Source organism: Alteromonas gracilis, assembly GCF_043642145.1.
Lineage (GTDB): Bacteria > Pseudomonadota > Gammaproteobacteria > Enterobacterales > Alteromonadaceae > Alteromonas > Alteromonas gracilis_B.
Map to the genome: position 1 here is coordinate 69,069 of NZ_JBHZRZ010000003.1, position 16,398 is coordinate 85,466.

Annotated in this window: 15 protein-coding genes; 11 read left to right on the top strand and 4 right to left on the bottom strand. The window is 44.7% G+C overall.

The window, feature by feature from the left end:
• The first annotated feature begins 234 nt into the window (after positions 1-234).
• Genes rlmD through mazG form a run of 3 tightly spaced genes read left to right on the top strand, consistent with a single transcriptional unit; the run spans position 235 to position 4,819 of the window.
• On the top strand, positions 235-1,677 hold the full coding sequence (gene rlmD / locus ACHUFN_RS07240; protein ID WP_394221658.1) for a 23S rRNA (uracil(1939)-C(5))-methyltransferase RlmD: 1,443 nt from the start codon (positions 235-237) through the stop codon (positions 1,675-1,677).
• Between the two features lie 12 nt (positions 1,678-1,689).
• Positions 1,690-3,873, top strand: a complete 2,184-nt coding sequence (relA, locus tag ACHUFN_RS07245) for a GTP diphosphokinase (protein WP_394221659.1) — start codon at positions 1,690-1,692, stop codon at positions 3,871-3,873.
• The gene (gene mazG / locus ACHUFN_RS07250) at positions 3,851-4,819 is read left to right on the top strand and encodes a nucleoside triphosphate pyrophosphohydrolase (RefSeq protein ID WP_394221660.1); all 969 of its coding nucleotides are present in this window, start codon (positions 3,851-3,853) and stop codon (positions 4,817-4,819) included. The genes relA and mazG overlap by 23 nt, the downstream gene beginning before the upstream one ends.
• On the opposite strand, the gene ACHUFN_RS07255 is transcribed toward mazG, so the two are convergent.
• Together ACHUFN_RS07255 and ACHUFN_RS07260 are read right to left on the bottom strand one after the other, a co-directional pair.
• Complete coding sequence (locus ACHUFN_RS07255; RefSeq protein ID WP_394221661.1) at positions 4,820-6,019, bottom strand: PepSY-associated TM helix domain-containing protein; 1,200 nt, start codon at positions 6,017-6,019, stop codon at positions 4,820-4,822.
• A 74-nt stretch (positions 6,020-6,093) separates the two neighbouring features.
• On the bottom strand, positions 6,094-8,250 hold the full coding sequence (locus ACHUFN_RS07260) for a TonB-dependent siderophore receptor (RefSeq protein ID WP_394221662.1): 2,157 nt from the start codon (positions 8,248-8,250) through the stop codon (positions 6,094-6,096).
• Between the two features lie 376 nt (positions 8,251-8,626).
• On the opposite strand from ACHUFN_RS07260, the gene ACHUFN_RS07265 reads away from it, so the two are divergent.
• Positions 8,627-8,995, top strand: coding sequence for a YbaN family protein (locus ACHUFN_RS07265; protein WP_394221663.1), 369 nt, complete (start codon positions 8,627-8,629; stop codon positions 8,993-8,995).
• A 150-nt stretch (positions 8,996-9,145) separates the two neighbouring features.
• Here the strand turns inward: ACHUFN_RS07265 and ACHUFN_RS07270 are convergent, their stop codons facing one another.
• Both ACHUFN_RS07270 and ACHUFN_RS07275 read right to left on the bottom strand, forming a co-directional pair.
• Positions 9,146-9,796 (bottom strand): hypothetical protein, encoded by a 651-nt coding sequence (locus ACHUFN_RS07270; RefSeq protein WP_394221664.1) that lies wholly within the window; start codon positions 9,794-9,796, stop codon positions 9,146-9,148.
• 85 nt (positions 9,797-9,881) lie between these two features.
• Positions 9,882-10,718: a hypothetical protein gene (locus tag ACHUFN_RS07275; RefSeq protein ID WP_394221666.1), complete on the bottom strand. Its 837-nt coding sequence runs from the start codon at positions 10,716-10,718 to the stop codon at positions 9,882-9,884.
• 331 nt (positions 10,719-11,049) lie between these two features.
• Between ACHUFN_RS07275 and rplM the strand changes: the two genes are divergently transcribed.
• The 7 genes from rplM (at position 11,050) to ACHUFN_RS07310 (ending at position 16,219) form a co-directional block, all read left to right on the top strand.
• The gene (gene rplM, locus ACHUFN_RS07280) at positions 11,050-11,478 is read left to right on the top strand and encodes a 50S ribosomal protein L13 (RefSeq protein ID WP_394221668.1); all 429 of its coding nucleotides are present in this window, start codon (positions 11,050-11,052) and stop codon (positions 11,476-11,478) included.
• A 12-nt stretch (positions 11,479-11,490) separates the two neighbouring features.
• A complete protein-coding gene (rpsI, locus tag ACHUFN_RS07285; RefSeq protein ID WP_014948330.1) occupies positions 11,491-11,883 on the top strand; it encodes a 30S ribosomal protein S9 in 393 nt (130 codons plus the stop codon).
• Positions 11,884-12,318: 435 nt separating this feature from the next.
• Entirely contained in the window at positions 12,319-12,951 is a 633-nt protein-coding gene (gene petA, locus ACHUFN_RS07290) for a ubiquinol-cytochrome c reductase iron-sulfur subunit (protein ID WP_394221669.1), read from the top strand.
• A 1-nt stretch (position 12,952) separates the two neighbouring features.
• Positions 12,953-14,218 (top strand): cytochrome b, encoded by a 1,266-nt coding sequence (locus tag ACHUFN_RS07295; protein WP_394221670.1) that lies wholly within the window; start codon positions 12,953-12,955, stop codon positions 14,216-14,218.
• Positions 14,215-14,949 carry a cytochrome c1 gene (locus ACHUFN_RS07300; protein ID WP_394221671.1) on the top strand — a complete coding sequence of 245 codons (735 nt, stop codon included), beginning with the start codon at positions 14,215-14,217 and terminating at the stop codon, positions 14,947-14,949. The genes ACHUFN_RS07295 and ACHUFN_RS07300 overlap by 4 nt, the downstream gene beginning before the upstream one ends.
• 167 nt (positions 14,950-15,116) lie before the next feature.
• Positions 15,117-15,749, top strand: coding sequence for a stringent starvation protein SspA (gene sspA / locus ACHUFN_RS07305; RefSeq protein WP_012517332.1), 633 nt, complete (start codon positions 15,117-15,119; stop codon positions 15,747-15,749).
• Positions 15,746-16,219: a ClpXP protease specificity-enhancing factor gene (locus tag ACHUFN_RS07310; RefSeq protein ID WP_394221672.1), complete on the top strand. Its 474-nt coding sequence runs from the start codon at positions 15,746-15,748 to the stop codon at positions 16,217-16,219. The genes sspA and ACHUFN_RS07310 overlap by 4 nt, the downstream gene beginning before the upstream one ends.
• Positions 16,220-16,398: the final 179 nt, after the last annotated feature.

Sequence of the window (16,398 nt, forward strand, 5' to 3'; positions counted from 1 at the left end):
GCGTAAGCAGCATTCACGTAATAGCATAAAGGCGTAGGTAGGTGACGCCCGGGTAGTATTACCAGCAAGGCCCAATTTAACTAAGCGTACTCAATAAATACACGCCAACTGAAACGCATGTAAGAGGTACGAACTTTTAGTAATCTTAAGGGCGCGTGGGGCTTTTTATGCTCATTAAAGGTCAACGTGCTCGAATAACATCAAATCTCGTAAAGCAAGAATCCGGAGTCTCTTTTGGCAAACCTTTTTAAACAATCGCGCAGTAAGCAAAAAGGCTCAACGCCTCGCACTCAACGTGGTGCCTCTAAAAAAGGCAATGCCAGTGCAAATGCACAGGTTGCAGGGCTGCGCTTTGGAAAGGGTAGTAAGTCGACAAAAGGCAATGAAAACCAAATCATAGAACCCGTTACTATTGAAGACTTAGACTGGATGGGGCAAGGCGTTGTGCGTGGCAACCCAATGGTTTTTGTGGAAGGCGCTCTTGTTGGAGAAACCTGCGAAATAGAGGTACTAACAAGTAAGAAGAAAGTTGTGAGCGCCAAAGCAGCCAAAATCCACACATTAAGTGAAGCAAGGCAAGCGCCTTTTTGCCCCGTATTTGAAGCGTGTGGAGGATGTCAGCTACAGCATATAAACGCAGACGCCGCATTAGCACAACGAGACAACGCCCTAAAAGTGATGCTGGAACGTCAATTGGGTATGAAACCAGATGCATGGCAAGCACCACTTGAAGGGCCTCGTCCTCAGTATCGCAGAAAAGCACGATTGGCTATTGACGCCCGTAATCCAGATAACATCAGGCTAGGGTTTCGTGAAGCTAATAGTAATAAAGTTGTGAATGTAGAGACCTGTCCTATACTGGTCGACCCGCTCTCGTCCATTATAGGCCCTTTGCGAGACATCCTTTCAGGGTTTGATTCGGCGCGGCACATAGGGCATATCAGCCTTGTCGCGGGCGACAATGTATCGCAAGTTGTGGTGAAGCACACCAAGGCCCTTGAAACAGCGCTTATAGACGATGTAGAAGCGTTTGCTAAAGCGCACCGTGTAGATTTACTGCTTGAGAGCAAACACGGGCAGATTCGCCGCGTAGGGCATGGCGATGACATGGTTATACATACGGTAAATGGGTGCTCAATTTCGCCTAGCGCCAACGATTTTATTCAAATAAACAAAGTGGTTAATGAAAAGATGATTAACCAAGCGTTAGGTTGGCTTAACCCTCAGCCCAGCGAGCGCATTGCTGACTGGTTTAGCGGGCTGGGTAATTTTACCCTGCCTATAGCGAAATCGGGTGCACAGGTACAAGCGGTAGAAGGTGTGGCGGAAATGGTGCGCCGAGCAAAAGATAATGCACAGCAACAGGGCATTGAAAACGTTGAGTGGCTGCATTTGGATTTAGCAGATAAAAACAACGTGGAAGCGTCATTACAGCAAGGTTTTGATAAAGTGCTATTAGACCCTTCTAGGGAAGGGGCAATGACCGTTTGTCACGCGCTTGTAAAAGCACTACCAAAAACGATAGTGTATGTTTCTTGCAATCCAAGTACGTTTTCAAGAGATGCGAAAGTGTTGATTGACGGGGGCTATGAAATGGAAAAAGCAGGCGTTGCAGAAATGTTTCCCTTCACCCATCACATGGAGATGATGGCCTTGTTTACACGAACACAGCAGTAACGAGTAAAGGATATGGTATCAACAAGAAAGGTCCACGAAGCCGACCGGCCACCCTTTGAAACGTGGTTAGACAGTCTTGGTCTAAATGCAGAAACAAAAGACAAGCTTACTGCTGTGTCGTCTATTCCTGAGCGACTATTAGTTGGTCAGGAAATGGTAGAAATTTTGTGTCAGCTTAATATGGATGACGCAACGCTTCAGGCTGCCCTTGTTTTTCCCTATTGCGAACAGCACGCGTTAAGCGAAGACGACATTTATGAAGAGTTTGGCGGCGAAATTCGCGACCTTATTGTTGGCGTTCGCCGAATGGATGCCATTAAGTCGTTGCACGCTCGCAAAGTGAATGGCTCTGCCTTTGCCGAAAAGTCAGATGAACAGCACATAGATAGCATACGCCGTATGCTGCTTGCGATGGTAGAAGACGTGCGCGCCGTTGTCATTAAAATGGCCGAGCGTATTTGTGCACTTCAACAGGTTAAAAAAGCCGACGAAGAAACCCGTGTTATGGTGGCTCGCGAGTGTGCGAGTATTTACGCACCACTGGCAAATCGTTTAGGTATAGGTCAGCTTAAGTGGGAGCTAGAAGACCTCGCTTTTCGTTATTTACACCCTATCACCTATAAGCAAATTGCTCAGCAACTTGACGGCAAGCGCAGAGAGCGAGCTGAGTATATTGAAAGTATAGTTAGTGACTTACAGGGCTTGTTAGACAGTGAGCAAATTCGTGCTGAGGTTTACGGACGACCTAAACACATCTTCAGCATTTGGAAAAAAATGCAGAAGAAGCGCCTGACGTTCGAGCAGCTGTTTGACATACGTGCGGTACGAATTATTGCCGAGCGTTTGCAAGACTGTTATGCCGCATTGGGCACAGTCCATGCCAGCTACAAGCACTTGCCCAACGAATTTGACGACTATATTGCCACACCTAAGCCCAACGGCTATCAGTCAATTCACACGGTTGTTGTTGGCCCTAAAGGCAAGCCTATTGAAATCCAAATTCGTACCCAGAAAATGCACCAAGATGCCGAATTAGGCGTTGCAGCGCATTGGAAATACAAAGAAGGTAGCGCCGGCAAGCAATCGGGGTATGACGAGCGCATTAACTGGTTACGACGCATACTTGCATGGCAAGAAGAGGTGGCCGAATCGGGCGACTTAGTTGAAGAACTGCGCAGTCAGGTCTTTGATGATAGGGTATATGTGTTCACGCCTAAAGGCGATGTTATTGACCTTCCACAAGGTGCCACCCCGCTAGATTTTGCTTATTACATTCATAGTAACGTAGGCCATCGCTGCATAGGTGCCAAAGTGAATGGGCGAATAGTGCCATTTACTTACTTGCTACAAAGCGGCGATCAAATTGAAGTGCTCACAGGCAAAGAGCCGAATCCAAGCCGAGACTGGATGCATCCGGGGTTAGGTTATGTGCATTCCTCACGCGCTCGCGCCACCATACACTCGTATTTTAAAAAGCAGGACAGGAATAAAAACCTTGCTGCGGGTAAAGAGCTTCTAGAGCGTGAATTACATCGTGCTCACCTACCTGCAAAAGTGCCTAATGAAGCGTTTGAAAAATTTAACTTACAAACGCTAGACGACTTGTATACGGCAGTCGGTGCGGGTGATGTTCGGGTTATGCAGGTGATTAACTTTATTCATCACCTTCAGGAACCGCCAGCCCCAGAACCTGAAATTAGCCCTAAAGTGAAAACTCGCAAGACCGCAGCGGGCTCGGGTAAAAAAGATGCTGTGGTGGTTCAGGGCGTTGGCCACTTAATGAGTCAGTTGGCTAACTGTTGTAAACCCGTACCTGGAGAGCCCATTTTAGGCTACATAACGCAAGGCCGCGGAGTGAGCGTACACAAAGAAAGCTGTGACCAGCTTCAACATTTGTTGTCACAACATCCAGAGCGGCAGATTGAAGTTAACTGGTCTGACGCACTTAAAGTGGGTTTTGAAACGGCTATCGACATTTTCTGTCACGATAGAACCGGGCTTTTGCGCGACGTGACAACCGTTCTTGCTAACGAAAACGTGCCGCTTTTAGGCGTAAATAGTTTAACTGATAAAAACAGACAAACGGCGCTTATTACCATATCGATAGAGGTGCAGGACCTCGATACGGTTTCAAAAGTCCTCACTCGTATTAGGCAGCTTAAAGGCGTGACTGATGCAAAACGCAAACAAAGCTAGGTTTAGTGAAATGCAACGCTTGCTCGAAATAATGGAGCAGCTGCGCCACCCTGACTTTGGGTGTCCGTGGGATGTGAAGCAAACCATGGAAAGCTTAACCCGTTACACCATAGAAGAAGCCTATGAGGTGGCCGATGCCATTGCCTCAGGTGATATGCAAGATATCAAAGATGAGCTAGGCGATTTGCTTTTTCAAGTAGTGTTTTACGCTCAAATTGCTAATGAGCAAAGTGCGTTCTCGTTTGATGACGTAGCGAAAAGTATCAGTGACAAGCTAGTACGTCGCCACCCACATGTTTTTACTCAAAAAGGCAATTTAAGCGAAGAGAAAACACAGCTAGGTGACAAAGCGTTAAACGCGCAATGGGATGCTATAAAAGCGCAAGAAAAACGGCTTAAGCAAGAAAACGGCGCGGCAAAAAGGCCGGGCATTGAAAGCAGTATTTTAGACAATGTGCCTAAAGGCATGCCCGCGCTTATGTATGCGCAAAAGCTGCAAAAAGCCTGTGCGAGAGTGGGGTTCGACTGGCCTGATGCGGCACCTGTACTTGATAAAGTGCGTGAAGAAGTTGAGGAAATTCAGCAAGAGCTGGATATCAAACATCAGGCAGAAGCGGCGCTTTTATCTGAAGGCGCTAACATCAATGGCAATGTCGCAGAACGTCGAGGCGTCAACAATCCTCAGCTCGGCAACCAGCCCCAGCACGATAACCAGCAAGCCATTGAAGAAGAAATAGGTGATGCGTTATTTGCCATGGTTAACTTAGCCAGGCATTGCAATGTCGACGCAGATACCGCCCTTCGCAATGCCAGCAATAAGTTTGCTAAACGCTTCAAAGGGGTAGAGCAACTTGCCGCGCAAAATGGCGATAAGCTAACGGGCCTATCACTCGATGAAATGGAAGTGCTGTGGCAGCAAGTCAAACGATTAGACGTGATTCAGTAGTTACAAATACCGCTGTAACCAAAAGATAAAAAATACAAACGCGAGCAGCAATATTGGAAGCGTTCGCTTTTGAACTTTTGTAAGCCTATGAGTTTTAGTGCGTTTCCATGTCATTAGCACACCTGTTACCGAAAGTGCAGTAAGTGCAATGCCAAAGACAAACCAAATAAGTTTAGTCGGGAGCCCCCCAAAGTAGCCAAAGTGCAGTGGATCTGCGTATTCATTGAGGTAGTTTGTCCACTCCATGGTGTTTGGCTCTTGAACGCAAATAATATCTAAGGATGTTATGTCTACTTCTACTTTATGCGCGCGTTCTCTTAACAGCGGATTCTTACCTAAACCTGTAAATCGAATAGGGGCTGTCTCTGAAGAGGGAAATTGAACTCCCGTTATCTGCCAGGCGTTTATTGCCCTTTGTGCTTGTTCAAATGCGCGGTATAGCTGCGTTGATGAGACAGGATTAGTCTGGTCAAAATTAGCGATTACACTGGCTTTTGGGGCTCTGGGTTCAAACCTATTGCCTGCTACCGCTGCACCAAATTCGAATAAGTACCACCAGCTTGTCAGTACAATAACAACAAAAAACCAAAGGCTCCATAGACCAGAAACTTTGTGTAAGTCACTTAACAGGATCCTTGGACCTTCTTTTAACCTAAGTCGCGTAATAGCTGTTTTCCAATTTCTCGTAGTTTTAAGCCCAGTGTACAGCGAAATAGCAAGTATGAACGCGAAGAAGGTGACAGTGGGCAAACCCAAATAATTTGGCATAAAAAGGTAGCGGTGGAAGTCACGAAAGAAACGCTGAATAGTGAGCGTAGAAATATCGCCGATAACTTCATAAGTATATTGGTCAACGTGGATAAAACGGTCACCACCCTCTGGAAAACCAGCTCTTACTCGGTAAGTAAAGTTGTCGTGTCCCATATCGCCAATAGACTTTATTTTTGCTTGGGGCGCGTAGTCTAATACAGCGTTGTATATGTTGGTCCATTTGACTGCTTCGTTCTCCACATCTTGCTTGCCTGTGGAAAACGTACGCATTTCCTTAAACACTAGCCAATCTATTTCGTTAGAGATGGTTGCGATAGTACCAGTGGCTAAAATAACAAATAGCACGACAGAGAGCTGAAAACCTACCCATGCATGTAAGTTATAGAGTTTCTTTCGGTATTTTCGCTGGTTTGATCTATCGTTACTCATAAAACGCTTTCGTTTGGCCAAAAAAGAGGCCCAGCACTACGCTGGGCAATTTAAAATGCTAAAAGATACGTTAATTACCATTTATAGGTAAATTCAACGAAACCATTTCTAGGGTTGCCTGGGAAATGCCCTGTACGCTGGATAAAGCCTGATTCGGCATATTCTTTATCGAACAAGTTATCAATTCTAAAAAGCACGCTGTAGTTATCTACTTCCCAAGTTATCGAAGCATCGGCAACGAAATATGATTTTACGTTCTGGCCTGAAAGGCTAAGCTGTGAGTCTACGTAGTTTCCGCCAAAAGCGAAGGCAAGATCCCATTCAGGCACTTGGTAGCGAGTCCAAAAGCCAAGTTGGTTTTGAGGAGCATTAGCAAAGCGATCACCTACGCTATTGCCAATTCCGCCACCACCGTTATCTGCTGTTATTCGCGCATCGTTGTAACCATATGCAACGCTTAGTATCCAATCTGGCGTAATGTCTGTGATCACTTCAACTTCAAACCCATCACTGGTGACTTCTCCTACTGGTGCAACATTGTCAATGCCGTCGCCTTCAGGGTCTTCTCCAGTACTTTGAAGAAGGTTTTGTCTTGTAATCTGATATACAGCCAATCGCAGTAGGGTGGTTTCATCGAACAGCTGTGCGTTAAGCCCACCTTCAATAATATCGCCAGTGGTTGGCTCAAAAGGACCGCCAGCAGCTTCTTGTTGACTATTTACCGACTGCGGTTCGTAAGAGTCTGCCCACTGACCATAAAGTGAAATATTGGGCGTAATCTTATAAATACCCCCAACTCTGTAACTTACATTTGAATCGTCGAAGCTATCGTTTGACGTTTCGTCTTCAAATTGGTCATATCGCAACCCTGCAACAAGCGTAAATTTATCCCACGCTAGTTCATTCAGCACATACGCGCCATTTCGCGTTTGCTCCGTTGTTCTTAGCGGTCTGAATTGAACGTTGTAGTTATTTGGCTGAGTACTACCATAATTTGGGGCTGTGAGCCTTAAAGGAACAATATCTGAGTCTAAAGACGTGCCGCTTAAGTAGCGTAGAACAAAATCTTGTTGAAAAGCTGTGCCGCCTAGCGTTGCGTCTTCTTTGCCCTTGTAAAGTTCTAGACCAAACGCAGTTCTATGATCGGCTCCTAACAATTCGCCCGTGTAGACAAAGTTTGCGCCAAAGCTCAATTGCTCCTGCTCACGTAACTGGTCACGAAATTCTCGGCCTACAAGATCAATATTTCCATCACCATTACTGTCAATTAACGCACGTGGTTCGTGATAGTTCTGCTCTTGCTCGTTGTCTATATAGCGTAAACGTGTGGTATAGGTGAGAGCATCGCTAAGTTGACCTTCAAGTGAAAGCTGGAATGAGTCAGAACGCAAATTCAAAAAGTCGCTAGCCTCATTGTGGTTCCAGTCTGGGTCGACTAAGAAGTTACCATTGTCGCCAACGGGAACGCCTCGCAACCTATTACCACCTAGGTCTTGAGAGTAGTGGGTGTATTGCAAGGTTAACAGGTGGTCTTGAATTTCGTATGTATAGCCAGTGTCTAGAATAAAAACTTGGCTATCACTATTATCGCGAAACGTATCTTGTTCTTCATAAAAAACGCCAACACGTGCATTTTGGTTGTCACTTAGCGCCCCATTGACTTCAGCAGAGCCTCCCACACGTGCATGAGAGCCTGTTATTACTCGAGCATTGGCGTCAAACTCTGACGTTGGTTTTTTCGTAACATAATTAAACAAACCACCCGGAGCGCCTGGGCCATAGAGCATTCCTGCTGGTCCCTTCAAAAAGTCTACACGTTCCACGTTGAAAAGTTGCGGAACGTTGAAGCCCACATATGGATCGCCTCGCAAGCCATCAAAGAAGATCTCTTCTTGTCTAAACCCTCGCGCGGTAACTCCGGCATAGCTGAATTGACTTACGCCTGCAATGTTACGATAGATATCTTTTGCGTTACGTGCACCCTGGTCGCGGATCAAACTTTCGTTAATTGTGGTGATCTGCTGGGTTGAATTAAGAGGGTCTACGCTAAGCTTACCCGTTGCAGAGTTGCCATTTCGGTAAAGATTAAGTGCTCTGCTAGTGACAACGACTCTTTCTACTTGTTCAGATTGTGAAGATTGAGTTTGCTTTGAATCTTTTGGTGTTTCTAAATCTTGCGAGAGAGCAGGAGAAGTCAACGAAGCTGCAATTAGCGCGGCTAAATATTTCATTACAAATAAGTCCAAGTGTGAGGTGTGTGTAAACAACTGAAATGTGTAGGTGTGAAACTTTAGTATAAATGATAACAGTTTTTATTATTATTTATCTATAGTTCTATACAGTTTGTCTTATTCAGACCAAAAGACGGCTATTTTATATAATGCTAAATACAAGATTTGTTCTGTCGAGGTAAGTAAGTTAATCCATAGAGGTGGTATCTTTGTCATTTTGAGGTATGTTTAGAGGGTAGGGTTGATTTATAGCAAGTCTAAATGTGAATAAACCGAATACTATTTCGTAGGGCGAATTAGTTAAAACATTGATGTTTAACGCAAGTTTAGAAAAAGCCTTCGAGAAGCTTGATAGATTTGAGGCGAAAGTAGTTAGATGACAAAAGCACTGTACTTATCACTGGGGTTAATTTCCTGCTTGCTAGGCATTGTAGGCGCCTTTTTGCCTGTTATGCCTACTACCGTGTTTTTAATAGGTGCATTGTTCTGTTTCACCAAATCTTCTCCAAAACTTGAAAATTGGTTAATTCAGCACCCTAAGTATGGGCCTAGCCTAGTGGCGTGGCGAAAGCATGGCGCAATTTCAAAAAAAGTGAAATGCATTGCCTGTTGCAGCATGCTTCTAAGCTTTATTTTTGTATGCATATTCTCTTCAATGCCTATTCCAGCATACATTGGCATTGGCCTATTCATGGGTATTGGCGCGTATTTTGTCGTAACACGCCCAAGTGCACCTGCCGTTTAAATCTCATTTCCATTACCTACCTGCAAGCATTGTGAATGCAGGCCTTGATTCACTTACGAATAAGCGTGCTTTGAACATATGATTTTGTAAGGCACAAAGTGGCGCAAAAAGCATTCCGCCCCACCTTGTGTGAAAATAGGAATGACCTTACTAGGCTTTCTTATTTAATTTTTCTTGAAGCGCAGCAATTTCTTCTCGGCGTTTTTTGTCTGCTAAAGGACGATTGGCTTTTTCAGGGGCGTTCTTAGCCAATGTAAGATGCGTTTGTGCTTCGCTATATTCACCTTCATCAAATAAGTACTCAGCATAAAAGAAGTTTTGATCCATGCCTTTGGGGTTTATTTCTAATGCGCGCTTGAATAGCTTTTGTGCTTTTTTATCGCTGCCAAAGCTTACAGGCCAGCCGGGTACTTTGTGATAAAGAGCTGCTAACACTGTTAGTGCAGTGCCATCAAGTACTGCTTCGTTCTTTTCAAGTGCGCTTTCAAGGTTCTCTTTTGCGCTTTCAGCGAAATCTAGCGCTCCTAACCCCCCTTTTGCACTTGCTGTGCTTGATTGAGAAATGGCTAACCATGTTAGTGATTCGGCACTGCTTTCTGATTGGCTAACAAAAGCCTGCGCTTGCCTAATTAACTGATTAAATGCAGTTAGCTGCGCGTCACCTTCAAGCTGGTAGTTTACTTTTGCCCATTGATGTTGCAGGTCGAGGAGTTCAACAGAAGACGCTGAAACAGGAGAAAACAGCGAGATTGATGTGATGCCTGCAAAGGCAAGGGTAGTGAAACGTTTTTTTAAAGTCATGAAAATTCCAAACAAAATGAGTTTGATTAAATAGAAAAACACACCAGCAAAAAGAAAAAGTCGGTATGTAGAGAAAAGCGGTGCTTTATTGATACAGCATTTGCTTCAAGGTATTGATAGCAAGGTCTGTTTGTTTATCCCACCTAGCATAGGGCAGTACATAGCTCATTGTGGGGTTATCTAAGATATGAATTTGCCGTTTATGATCATCGGCGATAGTCTGCGCTTTGCGGTGAGCATCAAAACTGTTGAAAATAGCCTCGAGCTCGCCAGATTCCAGAATTCTAATTAGGCCAATACGAAGCCGATTAGCAAGGGCAAAATTATTAGGGTTAACAAAGAAAAATTCGTAGTTGGGGTAAAAAAGCAGGTGGTTTTTTTCTAGTGTAACCGCTTTATCTGCGTGCCTTTCTAAACCTCGGTGAACTTCAATGATGTTGCGTGGAAAGGCATCAACTAAACCTTTGTCTACCATTGCGTACATAGACTGAAACCACAAGCTCCAGTCTTCACCATTCACCTTGTAACCGTTTGACTTTAGAACATCTAAGTCAGGCCAATCGGTACCTTGGACCATGGTGAGCTGCTTGATTCCGTCAGTGGTCCGCTTGTCAAATTGCGATTGCTTAGCAGGGTTAATGACCAGAACACGATACCCTGAATAGCCTTTTAGTAGTGGAAATTTGATAGCAAGCAGACGCTGCTCTCTTTCAATATCGGTCACTCCCCACATAACATCAGCTTCGTCTTTCAATAATGTGACAAGTTGGCGGCTTTGGCTCATTGGGTGAGGGTGTGGCTTTACAGAAACCTCGCCAAATTCTTTTGTAGCTGCAAGCGCGGCTTCTAGCACTGCCACGTGATAACTTCCGTAGTCGTCATCAGCAAATGCGCGCGTGTATACTAATTCCTTCGCATTCACGCACGAAGCGCCTAAGGAAGATAGCATTAGCAGTAAAGCTACAAAGTAAGGTGTATTCATTTATTCTTATGATGGTTCCAAAAGTAACGATTCGACGTTACATCAATTCTCTTGATATGTCATCGGCGGATGATGAAATTTTATCCATATTTTTTCTACTTAGGGGTTCGCATTTACTGCAATTCCTGTATAATTCGCGCCCTGCCCAGTTACGCCCACCTTTGGGAAGGTGGAAGAATCAGCCGGCTCGAAGGGGTCATTGTGTTGATTTTAAGGTGATTTCTGGTGTTCAGAAATCAGTAACGACGATATTATTCGGGTGAATTTGAAAATGAAAACTTTTGTTGCTAAGCCAGAAACGGTACAACGTGACTGGTATGTGGTAGACGCCACAGACAAAACTTTAGGCCGTTTGGCTTCTGAAATCGCACTACGCCTTCGTGGTAAGCACAAGCCAGAGTACACGCCTCACGTGGACACTGGTGATTACATCGTAGTAATCAATGCTGAAAAAGTTGCGGTTACAGGCCGTAAAGCGCAAGACAAAATGTACTATGCGCACTCTGGTTACCCAGGTGGTCTTAAAGAGACAAACTTTGAAAAACTAATTGCTCACAAGCCAGAAATGGTTCTTGAAAAAGCAGTTAAAGGCATGTTGCCAAAAGGTCCTCTAGGCCGCGCAATGTTCCGTAAAATGAAAGTTTACGCAGGTGCTGAGCACAAGCACACTGCACAGCAACCACAAGTTTTGGACATTTAAGGAGCTATTAACATGGCAGATACTCAATACTACGGCACAGGCCGCCGCAAAAGTTCTACTGCTCGTGTGTTCCTACGTCCAGGCACAGGTAGCATTAAAGTAAACCAACGCGCTCTTGACGAGTACTTTGGTCGTGAAACAGAGTGCATGGTTGTTCGTCAGCCACTTGAACTTGTTGAAATGACTGAAAAGTTTGACGTTTACATCACTGTTAAAGGTGGTGGTTCTAACGGTCAAGCTGGCGCAATCCGTCACGGTCTTACTCGTGCTCTTATGGAGTACGATGAAGCACTACGTCCAGCACTTCGTAAAGCTGGCTTCGTTACTCGTGACGCTCGTCGCGTTGAACGTAAGAAAGTGGGTCTTCACAAAGCGCGTAAGCGTCCACAATTCTCAAAGCGTTAATTTTTACGTTTTTTGTATTGCAAAAACCCGGCTTATGCCGGGTTTTTTATTGCCTGCGTTATAATTGGAGGGATGATCTTTAGCGCACAATAACGTTTTAATGCCTTCCTATTTCATAACAAAGGTTTAATTTGTTGGCCTTATAATGCCAAATATCTTTCAAAACCTTGATTTTAGGCATTTCCCTCGCTAAACCTAAACACACCTTTTGAATTAAATTATCGCTTAAATATCAGTAAAACCTTGTGTTTATAAGGGCTTTTCTTTTATCATTTGCGGTCGAAAATTTTGAAAACTTTCGTGACTTCGTAAACCAGCAAAATTTTGCTGTTCGGTCGTTGTCATGACAAGCCATATGATGCATGACGCAAGCGTGATAAAACCAGTATAAGCTTGGGTTACACATCATAATTATCCAAACCTGGAGAAATGTGGATGAGCAATGTATCTGTAGATGCAACAGAGTCTGCACACAATGAAAACCAACCGGAAAACAACACTCGTCGTCGGTTCTTGACCGTTGCCACGTCGGTAGTTGGTGGTGTAGGTGTCGTTGGTGCTGCTGTGCCTTTTATTGCGTCCTGGAATCCGAGCGCCAAAGCGAAAGCAGCTGGTGCTGACGTTGAAGTAGATATCAGCGGGATTGAGCCTGGACAGTTAGTACGTGTAATGTGGCGAAGCAAGCCAGTCTGGATTGTACGTCGTACGCCTGAAATCCTTGAAGAACTAGGCACTCACGAAGATAAGCTGAAAGATCCTAACTCTGAAGCTGAGCAGCAACCTACTTTTGCTCAAAATCGTTTCCGTTCAATGAAAGAAGAGTACCTTATTCTTGTAGGTATTTGTACGCACCTTGGTTGCTCTCCACAGCACCTTAAAGATGGCGCTTTCGAAGAAGTGGTTGAAGGGGTTCCAGATGGTTTCTTCTGCCCATGCCACGGTTCTAAGTTTGATATGGCAGGACGCGTATTTGAAAACGTACCGGCACCATTGAACCTAGTTGTGCCGCCTTATCAGTTCGTTGATGACACAACCGTTATCATCGGCTCAGAAGCGGAGGTCGCTTAACATGAATGCTTTCCTAGGTTGGATTGAAGAACGCATCCCAATGATGCGCGTTGCGAATATGCACGCTCTTCAATATCCTGCTCCAAAGAACATGAACTTTTGGTACGTGTTCGGTTTCCTAGCTACTATTGTTTTGGTAAACCAAATTGTTACTGGTATTTGGTTGACCATGAACTTCGTTCCATCTTCAGAAGGTGCATTCGCCTCTGTTGAGTACATCATGCGTGAGATCGACTACGGTTGGATCATCCGTTACATGCACAGTACTGGCGCGTCAGCGTTCTTTATTGTGGTATATCTACACATGTTCCGTGGCATGATTTACGGTTCTTATCAGAAGCCTCGTGAGCTTCTATGGGTGTTTGGTATGTTCATCTACCTTGCACTTATGGCAGAAGCATTCATGGGTTACGTACTACCTTGGGGGCAAATGTCTTACTGGGGAGCACAGGTAATCGTATCGCTATTTGGCGCTATTCCTGTTGTTGGTCCTGACCTTGTTATCTGGTTACAGGGTGACTATGTTATCTCTGGCGCTACGCTAAACCGTTTCTTCGCACTACACGTTATTGCGTTGCCATTGGTTATTGTTATTCTTGTGTTCCTACACATCATTGCACTTCACGAAGTGGGTTCAAACAACCCAGACGGTATCGCGATTAAGCACAAGAAAGGTTCACTTCCTGAGTCTGAAAAGACTAAATATGAAATTCACGAATACTACACAAGCAAGTACGATATTGCTGACGACGTATTGCCGTTCTTCCCGCACATTGTGCTTAAAGACCTGGTAGCGTTCTGTGTATTCCTAGCACTGTTTACTTATGTGTTGTTCTTTGCTCCTGAAATGGGCGGTAAGTTCCTAGAACACCCTAACTTTGAAATTGCTAACCCGTTGAAGACGCCTGAGCATATTTTCCCTGTTTGGTACTTCACACCGTTCTATGCAATCTTGAAAGCGGTACCTGACAAGCTATTCGGTGTACTAGCAATGTTTGGTGCAATTGCGGCACTATTTGCATTGCCTTGGGTGGACCGTGGTCGCGTTAAATCATGGCGCTATCGTTGTGGTCTACACAAAGTTAACCTAATTGTGTTTGCTATTGTGTTTGTTTTCCTAGGTTACCTAGGTGGTACACCACAAGAAAACTGGAAAATCATTGCATCGCAAGTTGCTACGGTAATGTACTTCGGTTTCTTTATCGCACTGTTCTTGTACAGCAAAAACGAAAACACTAAACCTGTGCCAGAGAGGATTTCTAAATGAAAAAAATGATGTGCTTTTTAGCCTTCTTCCTACCTGGCGTAGCGCTTGCGGCAGGCGGAAATGTGCACCTAGACAAAGCGCCTATCGATTTGTCCGACAAGGCGTCTTTGCAGCGCGGTGCACAATTGTTCATGAACTACTGCCTGGGCTGTCACTCAATGAAGTATCAGCGCTATCAGCGTTCATTCCAAGATTTGGGTATTCCTGATGAATTGGGCCAAGAGTACTTGCAGTTCACGGGTGAGAAAGTGTCTGACTACATCACTCGCGCAATGCCTGAAGAGGCAGCTGCAACATGGTTTGGTGCTGCGCCACCAGACCTAACGCTTGTTGCTCGTGTTCGTGGTGAAGACTGGATTTACACCTACTTGCGTTCTTTCTATGTTGACGAAAGCCGTCCGTTTGGTGTGAACAACACGGTATTCCCGGAAGTAGGTATGCCGCACGTACTTCAACCACTTCAAGGTACGCCAACACGTACATACGAAGAGCAAATGGTTGATGGCGAAATGATTAAGCGTTATGTAGGTATTAAGTCTGACGGTACTGGCTCAATGTCTCCTGACGAGTACGACCAAGCCGTTGCTGATATTGTGAACTTCCTAGAGTACACAGGTGAGCCTTCAAAACTTGAATCTCACAAAATCGGTAAGTGGGTACTTATCTTCATCGCAGTATTGTTTGTTTTTGTTTACTTACTGAAGAAAGAATACTGGCGAGAAGTGCACTAATCGCACAGATTTATGTATAATATGAAAAGGGGGCTTCTCGCCCCCTTTTTTGGTATTTACTCGTGCTACCTGAAAACCCTTGTTTCAAGAGTGTTCAGGTAGCACGAGTTAACGTAATAAGCTTGCCTTTGGTAAGCGTAAACTTGTTTCTCGACGGAGGAAATTGAATGGCCGTAGCCGCGAATAAACGTTCTATAATGACGTTGTTCTCTGACACAATTGATATTTATAGCCACCAGGTGCGCATTGTGTTGGCAGAAAAAGGTGTGGGTGTTGAAATCAGCTACACAGATCCTAGCAACCTGTCTGAAGATCTGTTGGAGCTTAACCCTTACGGTACTGTTCCAACTCTAGTTGATCGCGAACTTGTACTTTACAAGTCGCACATCATCATGGAATACCTTGATGAGCGTTTTCCTCATCCACCGCTAATGCCGGTTTATCCTGTATCACGTGGTCAAAGCCGTCTTATGATGCACCGTATTGAGCAAGACTGGTACTCGCTTGCTGCACGCATTTTCCGCGGCGAAGGTGATGTAGAAGCTGCACGCAACGAATTGCGCGAAGCGTTGTTGTCGCTTGCTCCTGTGTTCGGTGAAATGCCTTACTTCATGAGCGAAGAGTTCAGCTTAGTTGATTGCTACCTTGCTCCACTATTGTGGCGTCTACCTGCACTGGGTATTGAGTTAAACGGTGCTGGCAGCAAAGAAATTAATGCTTACATGAACCGCATTTTCTCTCGCAGCTCGTTTAAAGCGTCATTAACTGACCAAGAGCGTGAGATCCACAACCCACTATGACATCTATGACGTCAAACCAGCCCTATTTACTTAGGGCTTTTTATGAGTGGATTGTTGATAACGACTTAACACCGTACATTGTGGTAGATGCAACCAATGAGTTGGTTGAAGTGCCTCAGGAATTCGTTAAAGACGGCCAGATCGTTTTAAACGTATCACCTAGCGCGTGTGTTAATTTTTCTCTTGATTTAGATGGCTTGTCATTTCAGGCGCGTTTTTCTGGTCAACCTAGAAGACTAAGCATGCCGTGTGAAGCGGTAATGGCTATTTACGCAAGAGAAAATGGTGCTGGTACCGTGTTTGCCACCGAAGAAGACGTGGCACGAGCTCAGCAAGAGCGAAGCGAGACGCCTGAAGATGTTTCACAGCCTAACGGCCCAACGTCGTTAGGCGATGCTGACGCTAGCGATGTGAAAGACGCACCAGTTCCGCCTAAAAAGGGTAAGCCTACCCTCAAAGTAATTAAGTAGGTTATTAAGTAATTGGCTAAATAACTTATAAAGCAACACAGTTAAATCTGGCTTTGTGATAACTAACTTCATCACAAAGCCAGCTTTTATTCTTTCTTACTGATGCTATCCCATGCAGCTCCAGTATCTGTAAGCCTTCGTTTATTCTCTTCTATTTAATTAACTGTTCGTACCCTCAT

Excerpts from the sequence above, each read along its gene's own strand:
- relA (WP_394221659.1), top strand. The coding sequence starts at position 1,690 with ATGGTATCAACAAGAAAGGTCCACGAAGCCGACCGGCCACCCTTTGAA.
- mazG (WP_394221660.1), top strand. The coding sequence starts at position 3,851 with ATGCAAAACGCAAACAAAGCTAGGTTTAGTGAAATGCAACGCTTGCTC.
- ACHUFN_RS07255 (WP_394221661.1), bottom strand. The coding sequence starts at position 6,019 with ATGAGTAACGATAGATCAAACCAGCGAAAATACCGAAAGAAACTCTAT.
- ACHUFN_RS07260 (WP_394221662.1), bottom strand. The coding sequence starts at position 8,250 with ATGAAATATTTAGCCGCGCTAATTGCAGCTTCGTTGACTTCTCCTGCT.
- ACHUFN_RS07265 (WP_394221663.1), top strand. The coding sequence starts at position 8,627 with ATGACAAAAGCACTGTACTTATCACTGGGGTTAATTTCCTGCTTGCTA.
- ACHUFN_RS07270 (WP_394221664.1), bottom strand. The coding sequence starts at position 9,796 with ATGACTTTAAAAAAACGTTTCACTACCCTTGCCTTTGCAGGCATCACA.
- rplM (WP_394221668.1), top strand. The coding sequence starts at position 11,050 with ATGAAAACTTTTGTTGCTAAGCCAGAAACGGTACAACGTGACTGGTAT.
- rpsI (WP_014948330.1), top strand. The coding sequence starts at position 11,491 with ATGGCAGATACTCAATACTACGGCACAGGCCGCCGCAAAAGTTCTACT.
- petA (WP_394221669.1), top strand. The coding sequence starts at position 12,319 with ATGAGCAATGTATCTGTAGATGCAACAGAGTCTGCACACAATGAAAAC.
- ACHUFN_RS07295 (WP_394221670.1), top strand. The coding sequence starts at position 12,953 with ATGAATGCTTTCCTAGGTTGGATTGAAGAACGCATCCCAATGATGCGC.
- ACHUFN_RS07300 (WP_394221671.1), top strand. The coding sequence starts at position 14,215 with ATGAAAAAAATGATGTGCTTTTTAGCCTTCTTCCTACCTGGCGTAGCG.
- sspA (WP_012517332.1), top strand. The coding sequence starts at position 15,117 with ATGGCCGTAGCCGCGAATAAACGTTCTATAATGACGTTGTTCTCTGAC.
- ACHUFN_RS07310 (WP_394221672.1), top strand. The coding sequence starts at position 15,746 with ATGACATCTATGACGTCAAACCAGCCCTATTTACTTAGGGCTTTTTAT.